This window comes from Marilutibacter maris, assembly GCF_006546735.2.
In the GTDB taxonomy this organism is placed as follows: Bacteria; Pseudomonadota; Gammaproteobacteria; order Xanthomonadales; family Xanthomonadaceae; genus Marilutibacter; species Marilutibacter maris.
The window spans coordinates 1-19,111 of sequence record NZ_VICD02000278.1; the positions used below are offsets into that span (position 1 = coordinate 1).

18 protein-coding genes are annotated in these 19,111 nt (G+C 69.0%); 9 read left to right on the forward strand and 9 right to left on the reverse strand.

Annotated elements, in window-relative coordinates; genetic code table 11:
* Positions 1–743 (reverse strand): outer membrane beta-barrel protein (locus FKV24_RS15735; protein WP_141483064.1); only part of this gene is annotated, 743 nt, incomplete at its 3' end.
* A 354-nt stretch (positions 744–1,097) separates the two neighbouring features.
* Between FKV24_RS15735 and FKV24_RS15740 the strand changes: the two genes are divergently transcribed.
* Entirely contained in the window at positions 1,098–1,916 is an 819-nt protein-coding gene (locus tag FKV24_RS15740) for a DODA-type extradiol aromatic ring-opening family dioxygenase (RefSeq protein WP_141483065.1), read from the forward strand.
* On the opposite strand, the gene FKV24_RS15745 is transcribed toward FKV24_RS15740, so the two are convergent.
* Entirely contained in the window at positions 1,901–2,842 is a 942-nt protein-coding gene (locus tag FKV24_RS15745; RefSeq protein WP_141483066.1) for a LysR family transcriptional regulator, read from the reverse strand. The two genes, FKV24_RS15740 and FKV24_RS15745, sit on opposite strands and share 16 nt — an antisense overlap.
* Before the next feature lie 94 nt (positions 2,843–2,936).
* On the opposite strand from FKV24_RS15745, the gene FKV24_RS15750 reads away from it, so the two are divergent.
* The 8 genes from FKV24_RS15750 to FKV24_RS15785 all read left to right on the forward strand — a co-directional run bounded on the left by FKV24_RS15750 (position 2,937) and on the right by FKV24_RS15785 (position 11,930).
* A complete protein-coding gene (locus tag FKV24_RS15750; protein ID WP_211371893.1) occupies positions 2,937–4,175 on the forward strand; it encodes an MFS transporter in 1,239 nt (412 codons plus the stop codon).
* Between the two features lie 66 nt (positions 4,176–4,241).
* A complete protein-coding gene (locus FKV24_RS15755) occupies positions 4,242–5,513 on the forward strand; it encodes an SGNH/GDSL hydrolase family protein (protein ID WP_141483067.1) in 1,272 nt (423 codons plus the stop codon).
* A gap of 100 nt (positions 5,514–5,613) precedes the next feature.
* Complete coding sequence (locus tag FKV24_RS15760; protein ID WP_111267036.1) at positions 5,614–6,633, forward strand: zinc-binding alcohol dehydrogenase family protein; 1,020 nt, start codon at positions 5,614–5,616, stop codon at positions 6,631–6,633.
* Between the two features lie 95 nt (positions 6,634–6,728).
* Positions 6,729–7,103, forward strand: coding sequence for a MerR family transcriptional regulator (locus tag FKV24_RS15765; protein WP_111267037.1), 375 nt, complete (start codon positions 6,729–6,731; stop codon positions 7,101–7,103).
* A 186-nt stretch (positions 7,104–7,289) separates the two neighbouring features.
* Positions 7,290–7,700, forward strand: coding sequence for a carboxymuconolactone decarboxylase family protein (locus FKV24_RS15770; RefSeq protein ID WP_141483068.1), 411 nt, complete (start codon positions 7,290–7,292; stop codon positions 7,698–7,700).
* 285 nt (positions 7,701–7,985) lie between these two features.
* The gene (locus tag FKV24_RS15775) at positions 7,986–10,043 is read left to right on the forward strand and encodes an NADPH-dependent 2,4-dienoyl-CoA reductase (protein ID WP_111267039.1); all 2,058 of its coding nucleotides are present in this window, start codon (positions 7,986–7,988) and stop codon (positions 10,041–10,043) included.
* A gap of 708 nt (positions 10,044–10,751) precedes the next feature.
* Positions 10,752–11,216 carry a cell wall hydrolase gene (locus FKV24_RS15780; protein WP_111267040.1) on the forward strand — a complete coding sequence of 155 codons (465 nt, stop codon included), beginning with the start codon at positions 10,752–10,754 and terminating at the stop codon, positions 11,214–11,216.
* Positions 11,217–11,318: 102 nt separating this feature from the next.
* Positions 11,319–11,930 (forward strand): glutathione S-transferase family protein, encoded by a 612-nt coding sequence (locus tag FKV24_RS15785; RefSeq protein WP_141483069.1) that lies wholly within the window; start codon positions 11,319–11,321, stop codon positions 11,928–11,930.
* Between the two features lie 54 nt (positions 11,931–11,984).
* On the opposite strand, the gene FKV24_RS15790 is transcribed toward FKV24_RS15785, so the two are convergent.
* From FKV24_RS15790 to FKV24_RS15820, 7 genes are all read right to left on the reverse strand, one after another.
* Complete coding sequence (locus tag FKV24_RS15790) at positions 11,985–12,440, reverse strand: potassium channel family protein (RefSeq protein WP_111267042.1); 456 nt, start codon at positions 12,438–12,440, stop codon at positions 11,985–11,987.
* A 78-nt stretch (positions 12,441–12,518) separates the two neighbouring features.
* Positions 12,519–13,688, reverse strand: a complete 1,170-nt coding sequence (gene prpC / locus FKV24_RS15795) for a bifunctional 2-methylcitrate synthase/citrate synthase (RefSeq protein ID WP_141483070.1) — start codon at positions 13,686–13,688, stop codon at positions 12,519–12,521.
* Between the two features lie 304 nt (positions 13,689–13,992).
* On the reverse strand, positions 13,993–14,880 hold the full coding sequence (gene prpB / locus FKV24_RS15800) for a methylisocitrate lyase (protein ID WP_111267044.1): 888 nt from the start codon (positions 14,878–14,880) through the stop codon (positions 13,993–13,995).
* 90 nt (positions 14,881–14,970) lie between these two features.
* Positions 14,971–16,857, reverse strand: coding sequence for a propionate--CoA ligase (gene prpE / locus FKV24_RS15805; protein WP_141483071.1), 1,887 nt, complete (start codon positions 16,855–16,857; stop codon positions 14,971–14,973).
* A gap of 100 nt (positions 16,858–16,957) precedes the next feature.
* Positions 16,958–17,620, reverse strand: a complete 663-nt coding sequence (locus FKV24_RS15810; protein ID WP_425481663.1) for an RluA family pseudouridine synthase — start codon at positions 17,618–17,620, stop codon at positions 16,958–16,960.
* Between the two features lie 85 nt (positions 17,621–17,705).
* Positions 17,706–18,689, reverse strand: coding sequence for a malate dehydrogenase (locus tag FKV24_RS15815; RefSeq protein WP_141483072.1), 984 nt, complete (start codon positions 18,687–18,689; stop codon positions 17,706–17,708).
* Positions 18,690–18,749: 60 nt separating this feature from the next.
* Positions 18,750–19,109 carry a glutaredoxin domain-containing protein gene (locus FKV24_RS15820; protein ID WP_111267047.1) on the reverse strand — a complete coding sequence of 120 codons (360 nt, stop codon included), beginning with the start codon at positions 19,107–19,109 and terminating at the stop codon, positions 18,750–18,752.
* Between the last annotated feature and the right edge of the window lie 2 nt (positions 19,110–19,111).

Consider the following 19,111-nt stretch of genomic DNA (forward strand, 5'->3'; position numbering starts at 1 on the left):
CCGATGGTCTGGCCGGCCTGCGAACCCGGGCACTTGTCGTCGCAGTTGTTGACGCCGTCGCCGTCGTCGTCCAGGTCCGCGCAGCTCGGGACCGGAGCCGGCGCCGGAGCGACCGGAGCGGACGGCTCCGGACCCAGCGGGATCACCACGCCGACCGAGGCGAGGATGTCGCCGAACCAGTCTTCACCGTCGTTGTTCTCCGGGAACGGGTCGTCGTTGACCAGCTGGGCGCGGGTACCGTCGATGCCGACCGCACGGTAGGCCAGCTCGGCACGCATCTTCACGCGGCCCATGTCGCCCTGGATACCGCCGCCGAGCTTGATCGCCGCCGCACCCTCTTCCTCTTCATACGGAGAGTTCGGGTTCGGGAAGTTGTCGGTCTCGATCTCCTCGCGCTGGTAGCCCAGACCCATCAGCAGGTACGGGTTCCAGTCGCGGCCTTCCTGGATGAAGTGGCGGCGGGCGTCGAACGAGATGCCGTACTGGCTCCAGTTCAGATTCTGGTTCGCGTCCCAGTTCGGGTTCTGGTAGTTCAGCTCGCCGTCGATCGACCAGTTCGGCGTGATGAACTTGCCCAGGCCCAGGCTGACGAACGGCGCATTGCGCGTCTCGCGGTCGCTGTCCTGGAGGTTGAAACCGGCGGCACCGGTGATGTACCAGCGGTCATCGAAGTCCTGCGCATTGGCCGCCTGGGCAAGTCCCAGACCACCCAGCAGGGCGGCGCAGAGGAGTTTCTTATTCATCTGTTGCTCCTTGGTTCTAAATAAATAGTGGAAACACGCGTCTGCGAGGATCCATACCGTCTGGACGGTCACCCATGTTCGGACGCCATCGGAGCGCAGGGTAGGCGCGTCATCGTGAAAGCGATGTTAACGCGTATCTAACATTGGCAAGCTCGAAAGCCCGAAACTTAACAGGGGTTCAGACAGCTCTGGCGGCGTGCTCCGGAATCGAGTGGAAGCACCCAAAAGTCATCTCGTGACGCCCGTTCGACATCTTCTGTGCCGTCGTCCGTAGCGCCCACCATTGCATGGCTGGAACAGCACGATGCCGGCATGACGCTTGGTCGCGCCCGACCGCGGCCGCAAGCTTGCGGCATGAACAGTCATCGCCCCGCTCCGCCGTCGCCGCCCACCCGGCCGCTGCCCACGTTGTTCCTGTCGCACGGTTCGCCGTTGCTGGCGGTGCAGGACTCGCCCGCCGGCCGCTTCCTCGATGGCCTGGCCGACACCTTGCCGCGGCCGTCGGCGATCGTGGTCGCGTCGGCGCACTTCATGTCGATGCAGCCGCTGGTCGGCGGCGATCCGCGACCGCGCACCGTGCACGACTTCAACGGCTTCCCCGAGCCGCTGTACGCGATCGACTACCCCGCCCGCGGCGAGCCGGCGCTGGCCGAGCGGATCACCGGTCTGATCGCCGGTGCCGGATTGCCGGCGCGCCTGCGACCCGCGCATGGACTCGATCATGGCGTCTGGGTGCCGCTGCGGCGGATGTTTCCCGATGCCGACATTCCGGTGATACCGCTGTCGGTGATGCCGCATGCCGGCGCCGCCACCCACCTGGCGCTGGGTCGAGCGCTGGCCCCGCTGCGCGAGGAGGGCGTGCTGACGATCGGCTCCGGCGGCTTCATCCACAATCTCGGCGACCTGGATTTCGCCCGCGTCGATGCGCCGTCGCCGGGGTGGGCGCGTGAGTTCGGCGACTGGATGCGCGAGCGGCTGCGGGCACGCGACTGGCCGGCGCTGCTGGACTGGCAGTCGCGAGCGCCGCATGCGCAGCGTGCGCATCCGACCGTCGAACATCTGATGCCGTTGTTCGTCGCCCTCGGTGCCGCCGGCCCGTCGCCGACGCCACAGCCCCTGCACGCCTCGCAGGAGTACGGCTCGCTGGCGCTGGACGCCTACGCGTTTACCTGACCGTCGGCGCAGACCGGCTCGCGCTCCCACGGCGGCTCGCGACCGAGGCGTTCGAGCAGGAAGTCGACGAAGGCACGGACCCGCGGCGGCACCAACCGCCGCTGCGGCATCACTGCATGGATGCCGCCGTCGTCGTTGCCGAACTGCGGCATCACCCGGACCAGGCGGCCGGCACACAGGTCCTCATGCACGTGCCAGGTCGAATGCAGGGCGATGCCGAGACCGGCGACCGCGGCGTCGCGCAGGGCCTCGCCGAAATTGGATTCGAAGCGGCCGCGGACCCGCACCGCGATCTCGTCGCCGCCCGCGTCCCTCAGCCGCCAGACGTCCTGGCGTCCCTGGCGGCCGACCAGCAGCAGGCAATCGTGCCCGGCCAGCTCGGCCGGCGTGCGCGGTGTGCCGCGTCGGCGCAGATACTCCGGCGACGCGCACAGCAGGCGGATATTGTCGGTCAGCCTGCGCGCGACCAGCCGCGAGTCCTCGAGCTGGCCGATCCGGATCGCGAGGTCGAAGCCGGCGCTGACCAGGTCGACGACCTCGTCGGTCAGGTTCAGGCTCAGCGTCACCCGCGGGTGCAGGGCCATGAACTCGGCCAGCAACGGCGACAGGTACTGGCGCCCGAACGAGGCCGATGCGGTCACCCGCAGCATGCCGGCGACCTCGGTGCCGCCCTGGCGCAGGCCGCTGGTCAACGCCTCCAGATCCTCGACCAGGGCGCGCCCGCGCTCGGCAAGCTCCTGCCCCTCCGGGGTCGGATGCAGGCGGCGGGTGGTGCGATGGAGCAGCCGCACGCCGAGTTCGCGCTCCAACCGCTTCAGGCGTTGGCTGGCGACGGCGACCGACAGGTCCAGGCTGCGCGCGGCGGCGCTGATCGACCCCAGATCGAGCACCCGCAGGAACAGCTGGATGTCATCGACACGGTCCATTATCAACCAATGCTTGAAAGTAATTATCGATAATGGCCATTTCAGAATAATATGCAACTCCCTAGGCTGGCGACTCCTTTCCGGATCCGCCGCCATGCCGACCGCCGCCCCCACCGCCCCTTCCCGCCGCGAACGCATGCCGATCGCGTTGTACGCGCTGACCGCCGGTTCGTTCGGCATCGGCTGCGCCGAATTCGTGATCATGGGCCTGCTGCTGCAGGTCGCCGCCGACCTGCAGGTCTCGATCGCCGCCGCCGGCCTGCTGGTGTCGGGGTATGCGCTGGGCGTGTTCGTCGGCGCACCGCTGCTGACCCTGGCCACCCGGCGGATGCCGCGCAAGGCGGTGCTGCTGTCGCTGATGGTGATCTACACCGTCGGCAATGCCGCCTGCGCGCTGGCGCCGGACTACGCCAGCCTGATGGCGGCGCGGGTGCTGACCTCGCTGACCCACGGCACCTTCTTCGGAGTCGGCGCGGTGGTCGCGACCGGACTGGTACCGGCCGAGCGGCGCGCCTCGGCGATATCGATCATGTTCGCCGGGCTGACCCTGGCGACCCTGCTGGGAATGCCGGCGGGCGCCTGGCTGGGCCTGCAACTGGGCTGGCGCGCGACGTTCTGGGCGATGGTCGCGGTCGGTCTGGTCTCGCTGCTGGTGATCGCACTGTGGGTACCGCGAAGCCGCGGCGAGTCCGCCACGGTGCCGCTGCGCGAGGAGCTGGCGACGATGGCGCGTCCGCAGGTGTTGATCGGACTGGCAATGACCATGCTCGGCTTCGCCGGGGTGTTCACGGTGATCACCTACATCCAACCGATGCTGACCCGGCTGACCGGCATGCCGGAGGCGGCGGTGTCGCCGGTGCTGCTGGTGTTCGGCGGCGGCATGGTCGTCGGCAACCTGCTCGGCGGACGCTGGGCCGACCGCCGACCGACCCCGGCCCTGCTCGGCAGCCTGCTGGCCTTGGCGCTGGTGCTGGGTGCGATGAGCTTCGCGCTGCGCTCGCCGACCGCGATGACCGTCTTCGTCGGCCTGCTCGGAGTCGCCGCGTTCGCGACGGTGTCGCCGCTGCAACTGCGGGTGTTGCGCTTCGCCGAGGGCGCCGGCCAGAACCTCGCCTCAAGCTTCAACATCGCCGCGTTCAATCTCGGCAACGCCACCGGCGCCTGGCTCGGCGGCGCGGTGATCGAACACGGTCCGGGACTGGCTTCGGTGACCTGGGTCGCCGCCCTGGTGACCCTGGCCGGACTGGCGATGGCGGGCTGGAGCGTGCGCCTGGAAAGCACCGCGCGCAGCCGCGCCGCGCTCCCCGCCGATTGCGTGCCGGGACGGGCCTGACAGCGCTTCCCACCACGCCGCCACGAAACCGCCGCGCACCTTCCCTCGAACGGAGATCGACTCGACATGTCCAGCCCCACCCCCACCTGGCGCCTGCGCCTGGCCGCTCCCGTCGCCGCCCTGCTGCTGGCGATCGCCCTGCCGTTGCAGGCAGCCACGCCGGCAACACCGAGCTGGACCGCGACCTGGACCGCCAGTCCACAACCGCGCTGGGACGGCGAGTTCGCACTGCCGACGAACCTGCCGTTCCAGTTCTGGAACCAGACCGTGCGCCAGGTCGCGCGGGTCAGCATCGGCGGCGAACGCGTGCGCGTGCAGGTGTCGAACCGCTACGGCGACCGTCCGCTGCGGATCGGCGCCGCGCATCTGGCCCTGGCCGGCGAAGACGGCGCGATCGTCGCCGGCAGCGACCGCGTGCTGAGCTTCGGCGGCGAGCGCGAGGTGGTCATCCCGCCCGGCGCGCCGATGCTCAGCGACCCGGTCGACCTCGACGTCGCCGCGCTGTCGCAGGTCGCGGTCAGCCTGTACCTGCCCGAGCCCACGCCGCCGTCGACCTTCCATTGGGACGCGCGCCAGACCGCTCATGTCGGGGCCGGCGACCAGACCGGTGCGATCTCGATGGAAGCCGATGCGACCCTCACCACGCGGGTGTTCCTGTCCGCGATCGAGGTCGAGGCCGCTTCCGGCACGCGCAGCGTGGTCGCGTTCGGCGACTCGATCACCGACGGCAACATGGCCAGCATCGACGCCAACGCACGCTGGCCGGACGCGCTCGCCGAGCGTCTGGCCGGTGACGGCATCGCCGTGCTCAACGCCGGCATTTCCGGCGCGCGCGTGCTCAGCGACCGCATGGGCCAGAACGCGCTGGCACGCTTCGAGCACGACGTGCTCGCCCAGCCCGGCGTCGCCAGCGTGATCGTGCTGATGGGCATCAACGACATCGGCTGGGATGGCACGCCGCTGGCGGTCGACGACGCCCCCACCGCCGCACCCGCGCTGATCGCAGGCTATCGCCAGCTGATCGCCCGCGCCCGCGCGCGCGGCGTGCGCATCGTCGGCGCGACCCTGACCCCGTTTGCCGGCGCACTGGATGCGACGCCGATGCGCGGCTATTACAACGTCGACAAGGAGCGCATCCGTCAACAGGTCAACGCCTGGATCCGCGACAGCGGCGAGTTCGACGCGGTCGTCGACTTCGACGCCATCGTCCGCGACCCGGCGCAACCCTCGCGGATGCGCCCCGCCTACGACTCCGGCGACCACCTGCACCCGGGCGACACCGGCTACCGTGCGATGGCCGATGCGATCGACCTGCAGGCCCTGCTCGGCGACCGCTGACCCGCCGGCACGCCCCCCAACCGACACTCCCTATCGCCAGTCCGCCGCGATTCATGCATTCCGCTCGCGGACTGCCGCCGCCACCGAAGGAACCACCCATATGAAAGCCATCGCCCTGACCCGCTACCTGCCGATCGACGACCCTCAGTCATTGCAGGATGTCGACCTGCCCGCGCCGCCGGCGCCGAGCGGCCACGACATCCTGGTGCGGGTGGCCGCGGTGTCGGTCAATCCGGTCGACACCAAGGTCCGTTCGCCGAAGGCCACCGTCGAAGCCAACCCGCGCGTGCTCGGCTACGACGCCTGCGGCATCGTCGAGGCGGTCGGCGACGCGGTCTCGCGCTTCAAGCCCGGCGACCGCGTCTACTACGCCGGCGACATCGGCCGTCCCGGCAGCAACGCCGAACTGCAGCTGGTCGACTCGCGCGTGGTCGGCCATGCCCCGCGCTCGCTCGACGACGGCCAGGCGGCGGCGCTGCCGCTGGTCGCGATCACCGCCTGGGAGCTGCTGTTCCATCGCATGCCCTACGACAGCGAGAAGGGTGGCGAGGGCAAGACCCTGCTGGTGATCGCCGGCGCCGGCGGCGTCGGTTCGATCGCGATCCAGCTCGCGCGCCGCGCCGGCTTCACCGTGATCGCCACCGCCTCGCGCGAGGACACCGTCGCCTGGTGCGAGGCGATGGGCGCGCATCACGTGATCAACCATCGCCAACCGCTGGCGCCGCAGCTCAAGGCACTGGGCCTGGAGAGCGTCGACGCGGCGATCAACCTGGCCGACACCGTCGCCTACTGGGAGGTGCTCGGCGAGCTGCTGGCGCCGCAGGGCCACGTCGGCCTGATCGTCGAGCCCGACGCGCCGCTGAAGATCGGCGACCCCTACAAGCTCAAGTGCATCGGCATCCACTGGGAGATGATGTTCGCGCGGCCGCTGCTGAAGACCGCGGACATGGACGAGCAGGGCAAGCTGCTCGACCGCGTCGCCGCCCTGATCGACGCGGGCGAGCTCAAGAGCGTCCAGCGCGACACGCTGTCGCCGATCAATGCCGCCAACCTGCGCGAAGCGCACCGCCGGCTCGAATCGGGCGCGACGATCGGCAAGCTGGTCGTGGCCGGTTGGTAGGCCAGTCGTCGCGATGCCGTCGTCGTGATGCCGAGCCCGGGGGCGGACGCACTGCTACATTCCAACCTCCGGGTACGGCAGCGGGAGACCACGCGGTGAACGTCAAGGAGTTTTCCAGTCGGGTGGGCATCAGTCCGCACACCGTCCGCTACTACGAAAAGATCGGGTTGTTGCGCGATGTCCATCGCCTTGCCAACGGTCACCGCGATTTCTCCGAGAAAGACATCTCCTGGATCGGCTTCGTGCAGAGGCTGAAGGACACCGGGATGCCACTGGAGCAGATCCATCGCTACGCCGACCTCAGGGCCGAAGGCGCATCGACCCTGAGGGAGCGGCACGACCTGCTCGAACGACATGCCTCTGCGCTGGAGCAAAGCCTCGCCGAACAGCAGCGCCACCTGGACCGGCTCCGCGAGAAGATCGCGCTCTATCGGGCGGCGATGGACGGGCGCGAAACGCGCTTGACTTAGAGCCGACTCGAACCCGCAAGCTCCCGTCGAACACACCGGCAGGAGCATGGACACGTGAAGGAACCGGGCACACCCCCCGACTCTCGGGACAGGCGGCGCTTGCTGCGCACGGCAGGACTGCTGGGCGCGGTGGCCTGCGGTCAATACGCACCCGCCGGCCGCACTTCAATCCATCGGGAGACAGACATGGGCATCAACAGCGTGGGCATCGACAACGACGAGCGCTTCGAGCGAGGCTGGGAGAAGCTACGGGAAATCGACGGCGAAGCGGGCGAGCGGGTCATCGAGTCCCTGAAACACATCGCCCCCGACCTTGGCCGCTACACCATCGAATTTCCATTCGGGGACGTCTACAGCCGCCCCGGGCTGGACCTGAGGTCGCGGGAGATCGCCACCGTTGCCGCGCTGACCGCACTGGGCAACGCAGCGCCGCAACTGAAGGTGCACATCCATGGTGCGCTCAACGTGGGATGCACATCGCAGGAGATCGTCGAGGTCATCATCCAGATGGCGGTCTACGCGGGTTTCCCGGCCGCCTTGAACGGCGCGACCGCTGCCCGGGAAGTCTTCGCCGAACGCGGACTCATCGAAGCATAGGCATCCGCTGCGGCGGGAATGTCGGTCCCGGTATCGGCGCAAGTGTCGACCGGCCCCCGGTGCGGCAGGTTTCGTGCCCGGCCCGGAGATCCGTGCAATCGCCCCCGGCAGGTCCCGGGCGACTCGCGACACAGCCCCTGATCGCCCATGAGCGGATGCCATGCCCACACCGCCCGCGCCCCTGGCGTGGGCGGTGTCGCCTGAACAGGCGGTGCCGGGCCGGAAAAGTTGAAGCCGGCACGCTTTCACGGCATCGTGCGGGCTTCCGTACGCCAGCGTATCGCCATGCCAGCCAATCACCCCGCCGCGGACAGCGCACCGCACCCGCTCTACCCGCACCTGTTCGAACCGCTGGACCTGGGCTTCTGCACCCTGTCCAACCGCGTGCTGATGGGATCGATGCACACCGGCCTGGAAGACAAGAGCGCCGACTTCCCCAAGCTGGCCCGCTACTTCGGCGAACGCGCCGCCGGCGGCGTCGGCCTGATCGTGACCGGCGGCTTCTCGCCGAACCTGGTCGGCTGGCTCAAACCGTTCGGCGGCACCCTGCGCTGGCCATGGGAAGTCGGCAAACACCGCCAGGTCACCCGCGCCGTGCACGAGCACGGCAGCCGGGTCTGCCTGCAGATCCTGCACGCGGGGCGCTACGGCTATCACCCGTTGCAGGTGGCGCCATCGAAGATCAAGGCGCCGATCAATCCGTTCACCCCGCGCGCGTTGTCGGCGCGCGGCGTCGAACGCCAGATCGCGGCGTTCGTGCGCACCGCCCAGCTCGCCCGCGACGGCGGCTACGACGGCGTCGAGGTGATGGGCTCGGAAGGTTATCTGCTGAACCAGTTCACCGCGCCGCGCACCAACAAGCGCGACGACAGCTGGGGCGGCGACGCCGCTCGCCGCATGCGTTTCGCGGTCGAGATCGTGCGCCGGATCCGCGAAGCCTGCGGACCGGATTTCATCATCGTCTACCGGCTGTCGCTCCTGGACCTGGTCGACGACGGCCTGGCCTGGGACGAGGTGGTGCAGCAGGCGCAGGCGATCGAAGCCGCCGGCGCGACCCTGATCAACACCGGCATCGGCTGGCACGAGGCGCGCATCCCGACCATCGCCACCTCGGTGCCGCGCGCGGCCTTCACCGGTATCACCGCGCGCCTGAAGCCGCACGTATCGGTGCCGCTGATCACCACCAACCGCATCAACATGCCCGACGTCGCCGAAGCCGTGCTCGCCCGCGGCGACGCCGACATGGTGTCGATGGCGCGGCCGCTGCTGGCCGATCCGGCCTGGGTGAACAAGGCGCGCGCCGGACACGCGGACGACATCAACACCTGCATCGCCTGCAACCAGGCCTGCCTGGACCACGTGTTCGAGAACAAGCGCGCCAGCTGCCTGGTCAATCCGCGCGCCTGCGCCGAAACCGAGCTGAACTACACCGCCACCCGCGCGCCGCGGCGCATCGCGGTGGTCGGCGCCGGCCCGGCCGGACTGGCCTGCGCGACGGTCGCCGCCGAACGCGGCCACGCGGTGACCCTGTTCGACGGCGGCGACGAGATCGGCGGCCAGTTCAACCTCGCCAAGCGCATCCCCGGCAAGGAGGAGTTCCACGAAACGCTGCGCTACTTCCGCCGCCGCATCGAGCAGACCGGGGTCGACCTGCGTCTGCGCAACCGCGCCGACGCCGACGCACTGGCCGACTTCGATGCGGTGGTGCTGGCGACCGGTATCAAACCGCGCTTGGTCGACTTCCCCGGTGCCGACCACGCCAAGGTCGTCGGCTACCTGGACGTGCTGAGCGGCCGAGTCGAGGCCGGACCGCGGGTCGCCATCGTCGGTGCTGGCGGCATCGGCTTCGATGTCGCCGAATTCCTCGTCCACCACGGCCACTCGCCAAGCCTCGACGCCCAGGCCTGGCGCACCGAATGGGGCGTGGACATCGGCTACGAGGGCAACCGCGGCGGCCTCGCCAACGCGCGTCCGCAGCCGCCCGCGCGCGAGGTCTGGCTGTTGCAACGCAGCCCCGGCAAGCCCGGCAGGCGATTGGGCAAGACCACCGGCTGGATCCACCGCGCGACGCTGAAATCGCGCCGGGTGCAGATGCTCGGCGGGGTCGAATACCTCGGCGTAGACGACCGCGGTCTGCGCATCCGTGTCGATGGCGGCGACGAGCAGTTGCTGCCGGTGGACCAGGTGGTGGTCTGCGCCGGCCAGGAGCCGTACAAGCCGCTGGCCGCCGAGCTGGAGGGCCGCGGCATCGCGACCCACGTGATCGGTGGTGCCGACGTCGCCGCCGAACTCGACGCCAAGCGCGCGATCGCCCAGGGCAGCCGGCTGGCCGCCTCGCTGTAGGCGCAGCCGGCGACTCCCGGGCTACGCCCGGGAATCCCCAAAGTTTGCTCCGCAAACCTTGGGCCCCGCCGTTGCGCTTCCACACCCCCATTCGCGCTACGCGCGAATCGCCCCCTGACTCAGGGGGCTGGGCCACGTGCCTTCATACCGTAGGAGCGGCGTAAGCCGCGATGGGCGTTCATGGGAAAGCTTCATCGCGGCTTACGCCGCTCCTACGGGGCCCTGCCGTGATGCTGTGGATTCGCAGCCCCCCTCCCGGCGCTCCTGAGGACGCTTCGGCAACCGACTCCCTGCGCTTCGAGGCTCGCCTCCTGAACGCTCAGTCAGCAATCCCTACGTGCTCGCCGACCACATGAAACCAAATAAAAACATATAGATAGACGACAGAAGATCGACTTCCAGCCCGACTCCAACGGCTCCGTCAAGCCTCCCTTGTTCACGCAGCGTTTATCAAAGCGCCGCTACCTTGCGCCAACTTTTGCTGCCGCCCCTCTTGCGGCCACCCACACCGACCCGCGTTCTGCGGCCCGGTGTCCGGGGGCAAAGCGCGCCACAGAGCCGCCGCCCTTAGTAATGCGATTTCCGCACCCTGCCCGGTTGTCCCATCGCCGCGCTCGGAAACAACGCCATGTCGTTCAGTACCAGGAGTCAACGCCCCGCAGGGGGTGGACGCCCGAGTGCGGTCGACGCAACGAAGTTGGAGTTCACATGAAACTGGCATGGATCCTCTGGCTGGCATCGGTATTGCCGCCAAACGCCGCCGACTCGCTCTGCCTGAGCACCACGCTGTACCTGGAAGCCCGCGACCAGTCCGTGCGCGGCCAGCAGGCGGTCGCCGAGGTCGCCCTGCGCCGTCGCGACAGCGGCCTGTGGGGCGACAGCGTCTGCGAGGTCGTGACCGCCCGCAAGCAGTTCGCGCCGACCATCGTTTCGCCGAACACCCGCCTCAGCAATGTCGAGGCCTGGGGCGAAGCGGTCACCGTCGCCCTGGAGGCCGAGCGCAACTGGGCGCTGCCGGCCGGCGAGCGCCAGGAGGTCGTGCCCGGCGCGAGCCACTTCCTCGCCCACAAGATCGCCAGCCCGAGCTGGCGCAACGCCTACCAGGTCGCGCAGATCGGCGACCATACCTTCCTCAAGGTGCAGACGCTGAAGCCGCGCGGACCGAAGTCGTAAGCGCCGCGGGCGCGACGCAACGTTCCGCCGCGGGCATTGAGCGGCAATCGACGGGTCGGCGATAGTAGCCGGCCCGTTCTCGTTTCCGCCGCGGAGCGCCCGATGAAGCTTTATACCAAGCCTGGTGCCTGTTCGACCGCCGGCCACATCGCCCTGCACTGGACCGGGCAGCCGTTCGAGGTCGAGATCCTCGACAAGAACACGATGAAGGCGCCGGCCTTTCTCGCGATCAATCCGGCCGGCGCGGTACCCGCGATCGTCGACGGCGATTTCGTGCTGACCCAGAACGCCGCGATCATGGGCTATATCGCCGACACCCACCCCGAGGCCGGCCTTGCCGGCGACGGCAGCGCGCGCCAACGCGCCGAGGCCGCCCGCTGGCTGGCCTTCGTCAACTCCGACCTGCATCCGGCATTCAAGCCGCTGTTCGCGCCCGCGCAGTTCAGCGTCGATGCCGACGGCCACGACGCGGTGCGCCAGGCCGCCCACAAGCGTCTGCGCGGGCTGTTCGAGAGCGCCGACCGGCAGTTGCGGGACCGCGACTGGCTGGCCGGCTTCCGCAGCTTCGCCGACCCCTACTTCTACATCACCCTGCGCTGGGCCGGCGGCCTGAAGGTCGACCTGTCCGGGCTCGAAAACCTGTCCGCCTTCAAGCAGCGGATGGACGCCGATCCCGGGGTGCGCGCGGCACTGGAGGCCGAAGGCCTGTCCTGAGCCGTCCACGCGCCGCTGGCCGCGCACCGGGGCGAATCCGCAGCCGGCGCGCCCTCAGCGGTCGCGGTCCTTCCAGTACTGGGTCATCTCCAGATAGGTGAACGAGGCCGACCAGGTGATCAGCATCAGGCCGACCAGGGCCTCGGTACCGGTCAGCAGCCGGATCGGCCCCACCGGCACCATGTCGCCGAAGCCGACGGTGGTGTAGACCATCGCCGAGAAGTACACGGTGTCGAACAGGTTGTCGTGATGCATGCCATGGACCTCGCCGACCCCGGCGAGGTTCAGCAGCAGGTAGTAGGCCAGGCCGAACACCCAGATCTCGACCACGTGCAGCAACAGCAGCCACAGGTATACCGCGACCAGGCGACGACGGCCGGCCCCCTCGGCGTGGCGCCGGTTGTGGGCGACGATCCGGCTCAGCATCTCGTAGTGCAGCAGGATCACGATCCCGACCACGGCGATCGTGGTGCAGGCGATGATCAGGTTGGTCGGCCAGTCCTCGTACATCCCATCGCTCCGCGAGTCGAATAGCGTCAAACGAGAAAGGGCCCGGCATGCCGGGCCCCCGTCACCGTCCGTGCGCGCTCAGCGCTTGTCGATCGCCACGTACTCGCGATCCTCCGGACCGGTGTAGTTCGCACTCGGCCGGATGATCTTGCCATCCTCGCGCTGTTCGATCACGTGCGCGCTCCAGCCGGTGGTGCGGGCGATCACGAACAGCGGGGTGAACATCGGCGTCGGGATGCCCATCATGTGATAGGCGGACGCGCTGTACCAGTCGAGGTTCGGGAACATCTTCTTGGTGTCCATCATCAGGTTCTCGATGCGCTCGGACACGTCGAACAGGGTCTGGTTGCCACCGTCCTCGCACAGCTTGCGGCTGATCTCCTTGATGATCGGATTGCGCGGATCGCCGATCGTGTAGACCGGGTGGCCGAAGCCGATGATGATCTCCTTGCGCTCCATCCGCGCGCGGATGTCGGCCTCGGCCTCGTCGGCGCTGTTGTAGCGGCTGATGATGTCCATCGCCACTTCGTTGGCGCCGCCGTGCTTGGGCCCGCGCAGCGCGCCGATCGCGCCGGTGATGCACGAGTGCAGGTCCGAGCAGGTGCCGGCGATCACCCGCGCGGTGAAGGTCGAGGCGTTGAACTCATGCTCGGCGTAGAGCACCAGCGACTTGTCCAGCGACTCGGCCTGCAGCGCGCTGGGCGGTTCGCCGTGCAGCAGGTGCAGGAAGTGCGCGGCGACGCTGTCGTCGTCGGTCTCCACGTCGATGCGGCGACCGTTGCGGGTGAAGTGCCACCAGTAAAGCAGCATAGAACCGAAGCTGGCGATCAGCTTGTCGGCGATGTCGCGCGCCTCGCTGGCCGGATGGCCTTCGCGCTCGGGCAGCACCGTGCCCAGCACCGAGCAGCCGGTGCGCAGCACGTCCATCGGATGCGCGTTGGCCGGCACCAGCTCCAGCGCCTCGGCGACGATCGCGGGCAGGCCGCGCAGGCGCTTGAGCTTGGCCTTGTAGGCGTTCAACTGCGACACCGTCGGCAGCACGCCGTGGACCAGCAGGTGGGAAACCTCCTCGAAGCTGGACCGGGTCGCCAGGTCGTGGATGTCGTAGCCGCGGTAGTGCAGGTCGTTGCCGCTGCGGCCGACCGTGCACAGGGCGGTGTTGCCGGCGGCGGTGCCGCTCAGGGCGACGGACTTCTTCGGCTTGGGAGCCGCCGCTTGGGCGGTGTCGGGAGTCGCGGCCTTGGTCATCGTGGTTCTCCTGCTTGGCGAAGCTGGTGGAGGGCCTGCGGGCCGATGGACGGTGTGTTCCGCCCTATCGCCGGCTGGCCGGTGTGGGTCGACCCGGGCGTTGTCCCGGAATGACAACGCTCAGGCCTGGATGCGACCGGTGGGTCGCACCGGCTGCGGCTGCGCCACGCGCCTGCCGCAGCCGGAGGGCGGACGGACGCGCCGGCGGAGATCGATGCAGGGGGCCCGCAAGGCGGGAGTCTGTTCGCTCCGTCGGCCGACCTTCGCGCCGTGGGTTCAGAGCCTCAAGTTCAGAACCTCAAGCTCAGGACTTGCCGTCGGCGAACAGCGCGTCGAGCTTGTCCTCGTAGGCGTGATAGCCGAGGAAGTCGTACAGCTCGGCCCGCGTCTGCAAGGTGTCGATGATGTTCTTCTGCGTGCCCTCTCGACGCACGGTCTCGTAGAAGTTCAGCGCCGCCTTGTTCATCGCCCGGTAGGCGCCGCAGCAGTACAGGGCGATGTCGACGCCGGCCTCGCCAAGCTCCTCGGTGGTGAAGAACGGGGTCGATCCGAACTCGGTCAGGTTGGCCAGGATCGGCACCTTCACCGCGGCCTTGAAGCGGCGATAGTCGTCCAGCGTCTTCATCGCCTCGGGGAAGATCATGTCGGCGCCGGCTTCGACGTAGGCCACCGCGCGCTCGATCGCGCTGTCGATGCCCTCGGAAGCGGCGGCGTCGGTGCGCGCCATGATCACGAAGCCGGCGTCGGTGCGCGCATCGACCGCGGCCTTGACCCGGTCGACCATCTCGGCCTTCGGCACCACTTCCTTGCCCGGACGATGGCCGCAGCGCTTCTGCCCGACCTGGTCCTCCATGTGCACGGCGGCGACGCCGACGTTGATGAAGGACCGGACCGTGCGGGCGATGTTGAAGGCGCCGCCCCAGCCGGTGTCGATGTCGACCAGCAACGGCATGTCGGTGGCGTCGACGATGCGGCGCGCGTCGGTGAGCACGTCCTCCATGGTGCTGATGCCCAGGTCGGGCATGCCCAGCGAGTTGGCGGCGACGCCGCCTCCGGACAGGTACAGCGCCTTGTAGCCGACCCGCTTGGCCATCAGGCCGGCGTAGGCGGTGATCGCGCCCATCACCTGCAGCGGGGACTCTTCGGAGACGGCGGCGCGGAAACGCGCGCCCCGGGAATGTGCGTTGGTCATGGCATCTCCTCGTGGGTCCGCCATTCTATCCGACCCGGCCCGGTCGCCGGTCCGGCCCCGCCCCCTGACGGTCCCGCTCAGTCGCCCGGCTCAGCCGCCTGAATCCGCGCCCCGCTCCAGCGCCCGGCGCACCTCATCCAGGGCTCCGGGGTCGTCCAGGGTCGACAGATCGCCCGGATCGCGCTGCTCGGCCAGGGCCTGCAGCGAGCGGCGCAACAACTTGCCGGAACGGGTCTTCGGCAACGCGCCGACCACGTAGACCCGGGCCGGCCGCGCCACCGCGCCGAGCTGCTCGACCACCCGCGCGCGCATGCCCTCGGCCGCGGCCGCGGCGTCGCCCTCGCGCAGGGTCGCGAACACCACCGGCACCTGCCCCTTCAAGGCGTCGTGGACGCCGATCACCGCCGCCTCGGCGACGCTGGGATGGGTCGAGCAGGACTCCTCGATCTCGCGGGTGCCGAGCCGGTGTCCGGCGACGTTGATCACGTCGTCGGTGCGGCCGAGGATGAAGGTGTAGCCGTCCTCGTCGCGGATCGCCCAGTCCAGCGAGCTGTACAGCAGCTCCTTGAAATGGCTGAAATAGCTCTGCATGAAGCGCGCGTCGTCGCCCCAGACCGTGGTCAGGCAGCCCGGCGGCAGCGGTGGCTCGATCACCAGCACGCCCTTCTCGCCCGCACCGACATCGGCCCCACTGACGTCGTCGATCACCCGCAGCCGATAGCCCGGCGCCGGCAGCCCCGGCGATCCGAACTTGACCGGTTTCATGTCCAGCCCCGGCATCAGCGACAGCACCGGCCAGCCGGTCTCGGTCTGCCAGTAGTTGTCGATGATGGTCTTGCCGATGCCGTCGGTGATCCAGTGCGCGGTCGGCTCGTCCAGCGGCTCGCCGGCCAGGAACAGCCATTGCAGCTGCGACAGGTCGTGCTTCTTCAGCCAGGCCGCATCCTGCTTCTTCAACACGCGGATGCCGGTCGGCGAGGAGAACATCGTGCGCACACCGTACTTCTCGCAGATCGACCACCACACACCGGGATCGGGATTCGTCGGCAGCCCCTCGTAGAGGATCGAGGTCGCGCCGACGATCAGCGGCCCGTAGACGTTGTAGGAATGCCCGACCGCCCAGCCGACATCGGAGGTGGAGAACATCACCTGGCCGGCACGGACGTCGTAGATCGACCACATCGACAACGCCAGCGCCACCGCATAGCCGCCGACGTCGCGCTGCACGCCCTTGGGCTTGCCGGTGGTGCCGGAGGTATACAGCAGATAGCTGGGTTCGTTCGATTCCAGCCATTCCACCTCCACGCGTGCGCCGGCATGCGCGGCACGCAGTGCGTCGTAGTCGACATCGCGGCCCTCGACCCGGCTCGCGTCCGGGTCCAGTCCGCGCGACACCATCAGCACGTGCGGCGGCGGATGCTGCGCCTCGGTGCAGGCGGCATCGACCAGGGGCTTGTACGCGATCACCTTGCCGCCGCGCATGCCGGCGTCGGCGCAGATCAGCAGCTTCGGCCGCGCGTCGTCGATGCGCAGGGCCAGGTTGTGCGAGGCGAAACCGCCGAACACCACCGAGTGCACCGCGCCGATGCGCGCGCAGGCGAGCATCGCGAATACCGCCTCGGCCATGTTCGGCATGTAGATCACCACCCGGTCGCCGCGACCGACATCGAGCGACTTGAGCATCGAAGCGAACACGTTGACCTCGTCGAACAGCTCGCGATAACTGATCTCACGGGTAACGCCGGTCTCGCTGGAGATCGCCACCAGCGCCAGCTGTTCGCCACGGGCATCGAGATGACGGTCGACCGCGTTGTGGCACAGATTGGTGGTGCCGCCGGAGAACCAGCGCCGGAACGGCGGATCGCGGTAGTCGAGGATCTTCTGCGGCGGCGTGTGCCAGTCGATGGCCCGGGCCTGCTCCGCCCAGAAGCCTTCCGGATCGTCGATCGAACGCTGGTGGAACGCCTCGTAGCGCATGTCGGCAGCCTTGGAGAACGATGCCCCTAGCCTAGGCCGCCGCCGGCACGGCTTCATTCGGACTTTGGTCGATGCCACCGCGGCGGCATGCGAACGCGTCTCAGAACGGCGCGGCGCTGTCGAAGGCCACCGGCTCGCCGCTGGCCGGGTGCGCGAACGACAGCCGGCTGGCATGCAGGCACACACGCTCGGCCGCCGCCGCGCCGTACATCGTGTCGCCGACGATCGGGTGGCCGATGCTGGCCAGATGCAGGCGCAACTGGTGGCTGCGACCGGTGACCGGTTCCAGCTCGAGCCGGCTGGTGTCGCTCTCGCGGGTATCCGGCCCGCCTGCTCGGGAACCATGCCCCAGCCGCCGCCATCGGGTGAGTGCCGGCTTGCCGGTCTCGAAATCGACCTTCTGCTTGGGCCGGTTCGGCCAGTCGCAGATCAACGGCAGCGCGACCTCCCCCGCGGCCTCCTCGACGCGGCCCTCGACCACCGCGACATAGCGCTTGGATACCTGGCGCCGTTCGAACTGCTTCGCCAGCGCCCGCTGCATGTCCTTGCCCCGCGCGAACACCATCAGACCGCTGGTGACCTGGTCGAGGCGATGCACGGTCAACGCATCCGGGTAGGACGCCTGCAACCGCGACACCACGCAGTCCTGGTTCTCCGGCAACCGCCCCGGCACCGACAGCAGACCGGCCGGTTTCTCGATCACCAGCAGGTGGGCATCGGCGTGGATGACGACGATGTCGGCGCTCATCGGCTTGTGGGGCACCGGATACCACCGGATACGGCGACCCGAAACAGGACGGGGCGGCCGAAGCCGCCCCGCCGGAAATCCCGATGCCGGGAGTCCATCGTCAAAGCAGATGCGCGACGCCGGCACGCTCTTCCTCGAGCTCGGCGAGGGTCTTGTCCATCGCCGCGCGGCTGAACTCGTCGACCGGCAGGTCGGTGACGCGGACGTACTCGCCGTTCGCGCAGGTCACCGGCACGCCGTAGATCACGCCTTCGGGAATGCCGTAGCTGCCGTCGGACGGCACGCCCATCGTCACCCACTTGCCGTCGGTGCCCAGCACCCAGTCGTGGATGTGGTCGATCGCGGCATTGGCGGCCGAGGCGGCCGAGGACAGGCCGCGCGCCTCGATGATCGCGGCGCCGCGCTTGCCGACCTGCGGGATGAAGGTGTTCGCGTTCCAGTCGGCGTCGCCGATCTTGTCCTTCAGCGACTCGCCGCCGACGGTGGCGAAGCGGTAGTCCGGGTACATGGTCGGGCTGTGGTTGCCCCACACGACCATCTTCTCGATGTCGCCGACGGCGACGCCGGCCTTGCCGGCCAGCTGGCTCAGCGCGCGGTTGTGATCCAGGCGCAGCATCGCGGTGAAGTTCCTCGCGGGCAGATCCGGGGCCGACTTCATCGCGATGTAGGCGTTGGTGTTGGCCGGGTTGCCGACCACCAGCACCTTGACGTCGCGGCTGGCGACCTTGTTCAGCGCGGCGCCCTGGGCGGTGAAGATCTTGGCGTTCTCAAGCAGCAGGTCCTTGCGCTCCATGCCCGGGCCGCGCGGACGCGCGCCGACCAGCAGGGCGATGTCGGCGTCCTTGAACGCGACCTCGGCGTCGTCGGTACCGACCATGCCGGCCAGCAGCGGGAACGCGCAGTCCTCCAGCTCCATCATCACGCCCTTGAGCGCGGCCTGGGCCTTCTCCATCGGCAGCTCGAGCAGCTGCAGGATCACCGGCTGATCCTTGCCGAGCATCTCGCCGGAGGCGATGCGGAACAGCAGCGAATAGCCGATCTGGCCGGCAGCACCGGTAACGGCAACGCGGACGGGGGTTTTCATCGGTAGTTCCTTGCGTTTGACTGGGGGTGTGGCGAATCGTTCGTGCGGGCCGCGCCGACGTCAGAACACGTCGCGATAGCCCAGCGGTTCGAGCTTCTGCTGCAGGCCTTCGGTGTCGTAGCCGTAGACCACGTCCTGGCCGACCACCGTGGTCGGCACGCCGCGCGCGCGCAGGGCCCGCATCGCGCGTTGCCCGGCCTCGGTGTCGATGTCGATCACGCGATAACGGACCTCGGACAGCTCGAACGCCTTCTGCTGCTTGCGGCAGTACCCGCACCACTCGGCGGCGAGCATCACGATGCGGTCGTCGCCGGTGGCGTTGCGCGGATCATCCGGATGCAGCGCGGCCGCTTCGCGGGGCCAGAGTTTCCAGGCCCCGACGAGGACCGCGATGATGACGAGCAGCCGGAGCGGAGACATCG

Coding starts and splice junctions, on each gene's coding strand:
- FKV24_RS15740 (WP_141483065.1), top strand. CDS start 1,098: ATGAACAGTCATCGCCCCGCTCCGCCGTCGCCGCCCACCCGGCCGCTG.
- FKV24_RS15745 (WP_141483066.1), bottom strand. CDS start 2,842: ATGGACCGTGTCGATGACATCCAGCTGTTCCTGCGGGTGCTCGATCTG.
- FKV24_RS15750 (WP_211371893.1), top strand. CDS start 2,937: ATGCCGACCGCCGCCCCCACCGCCCCTTCCCGCCGCGAACGCATGCCG.
- FKV24_RS15755 (WP_141483067.1), top strand. CDS start 4,242: ATGTCCAGCCCCACCCCCACCTGGCGCCTGCGCCTGGCCGCTCCCGTC.
- FKV24_RS15760 (WP_111267036.1), top strand. CDS start 5,614: ATGAAAGCCATCGCCCTGACCCGCTACCTGCCGATCGACGACCCTCAG.
- FKV24_RS15770 (WP_141483068.1), top strand. CDS start 7,290: ATGGGCATCAACAGCGTGGGCATCGACAACGACGAGCGCTTCGAGCGA.
- FKV24_RS15775 (WP_111267039.1), top strand. CDS start 7,986: ATGCCAGCCAATCACCCCGCCGCGGACAGCGCACCGCACCCGCTCTAC.
- FKV24_RS15780 (WP_111267040.1), top strand. CDS start 10,752: ATGAAACTGGCATGGATCCTCTGGCTGGCATCGGTATTGCCGCCAAAC.
- FKV24_RS15785 (WP_141483069.1), top strand. CDS start 11,319: ATGAAGCTTTATACCAAGCCTGGTGCCTGTTCGACCGCCGGCCACATC.
- FKV24_RS15790 (WP_111267042.1), bottom strand. CDS start 12,440: ATGTACGAGGACTGGCCGACCAACCTGATCATCGCCTGCACCACGATC.
- prpC (WP_141483070.1), bottom strand. CDS start 13,688: ATGACCAAGGCCGCGACTCCCGACACCGCCCAAGCGGCGGCTCCCAAG.
- prpB (WP_111267044.1), bottom strand. CDS start 14,880: ATGACCAACGCACATTCCCGGGGCGCGCGTTTCCGCGCCGCCGTCTCC.
- prpE (WP_141483071.1), bottom strand. CDS start 16,857: ATGCGCTACGAGGCGTTCCACCAGCGTTCGATCGACGATCCGGAAGGC.
- FKV24_RS15815 (WP_141483072.1), bottom strand. CDS start 18,689: ATGAAAACCCCCGTCCGCGTTGCCGTTACCGGTGCTGCCGGCCAGATC.
- FKV24_RS15820 (WP_111267047.1), bottom strand. CDS start 19,109: ATGTCTCCGCTCCGGCTGCTCGTCATCATCGCGGTCCTCGTCGGGGCC.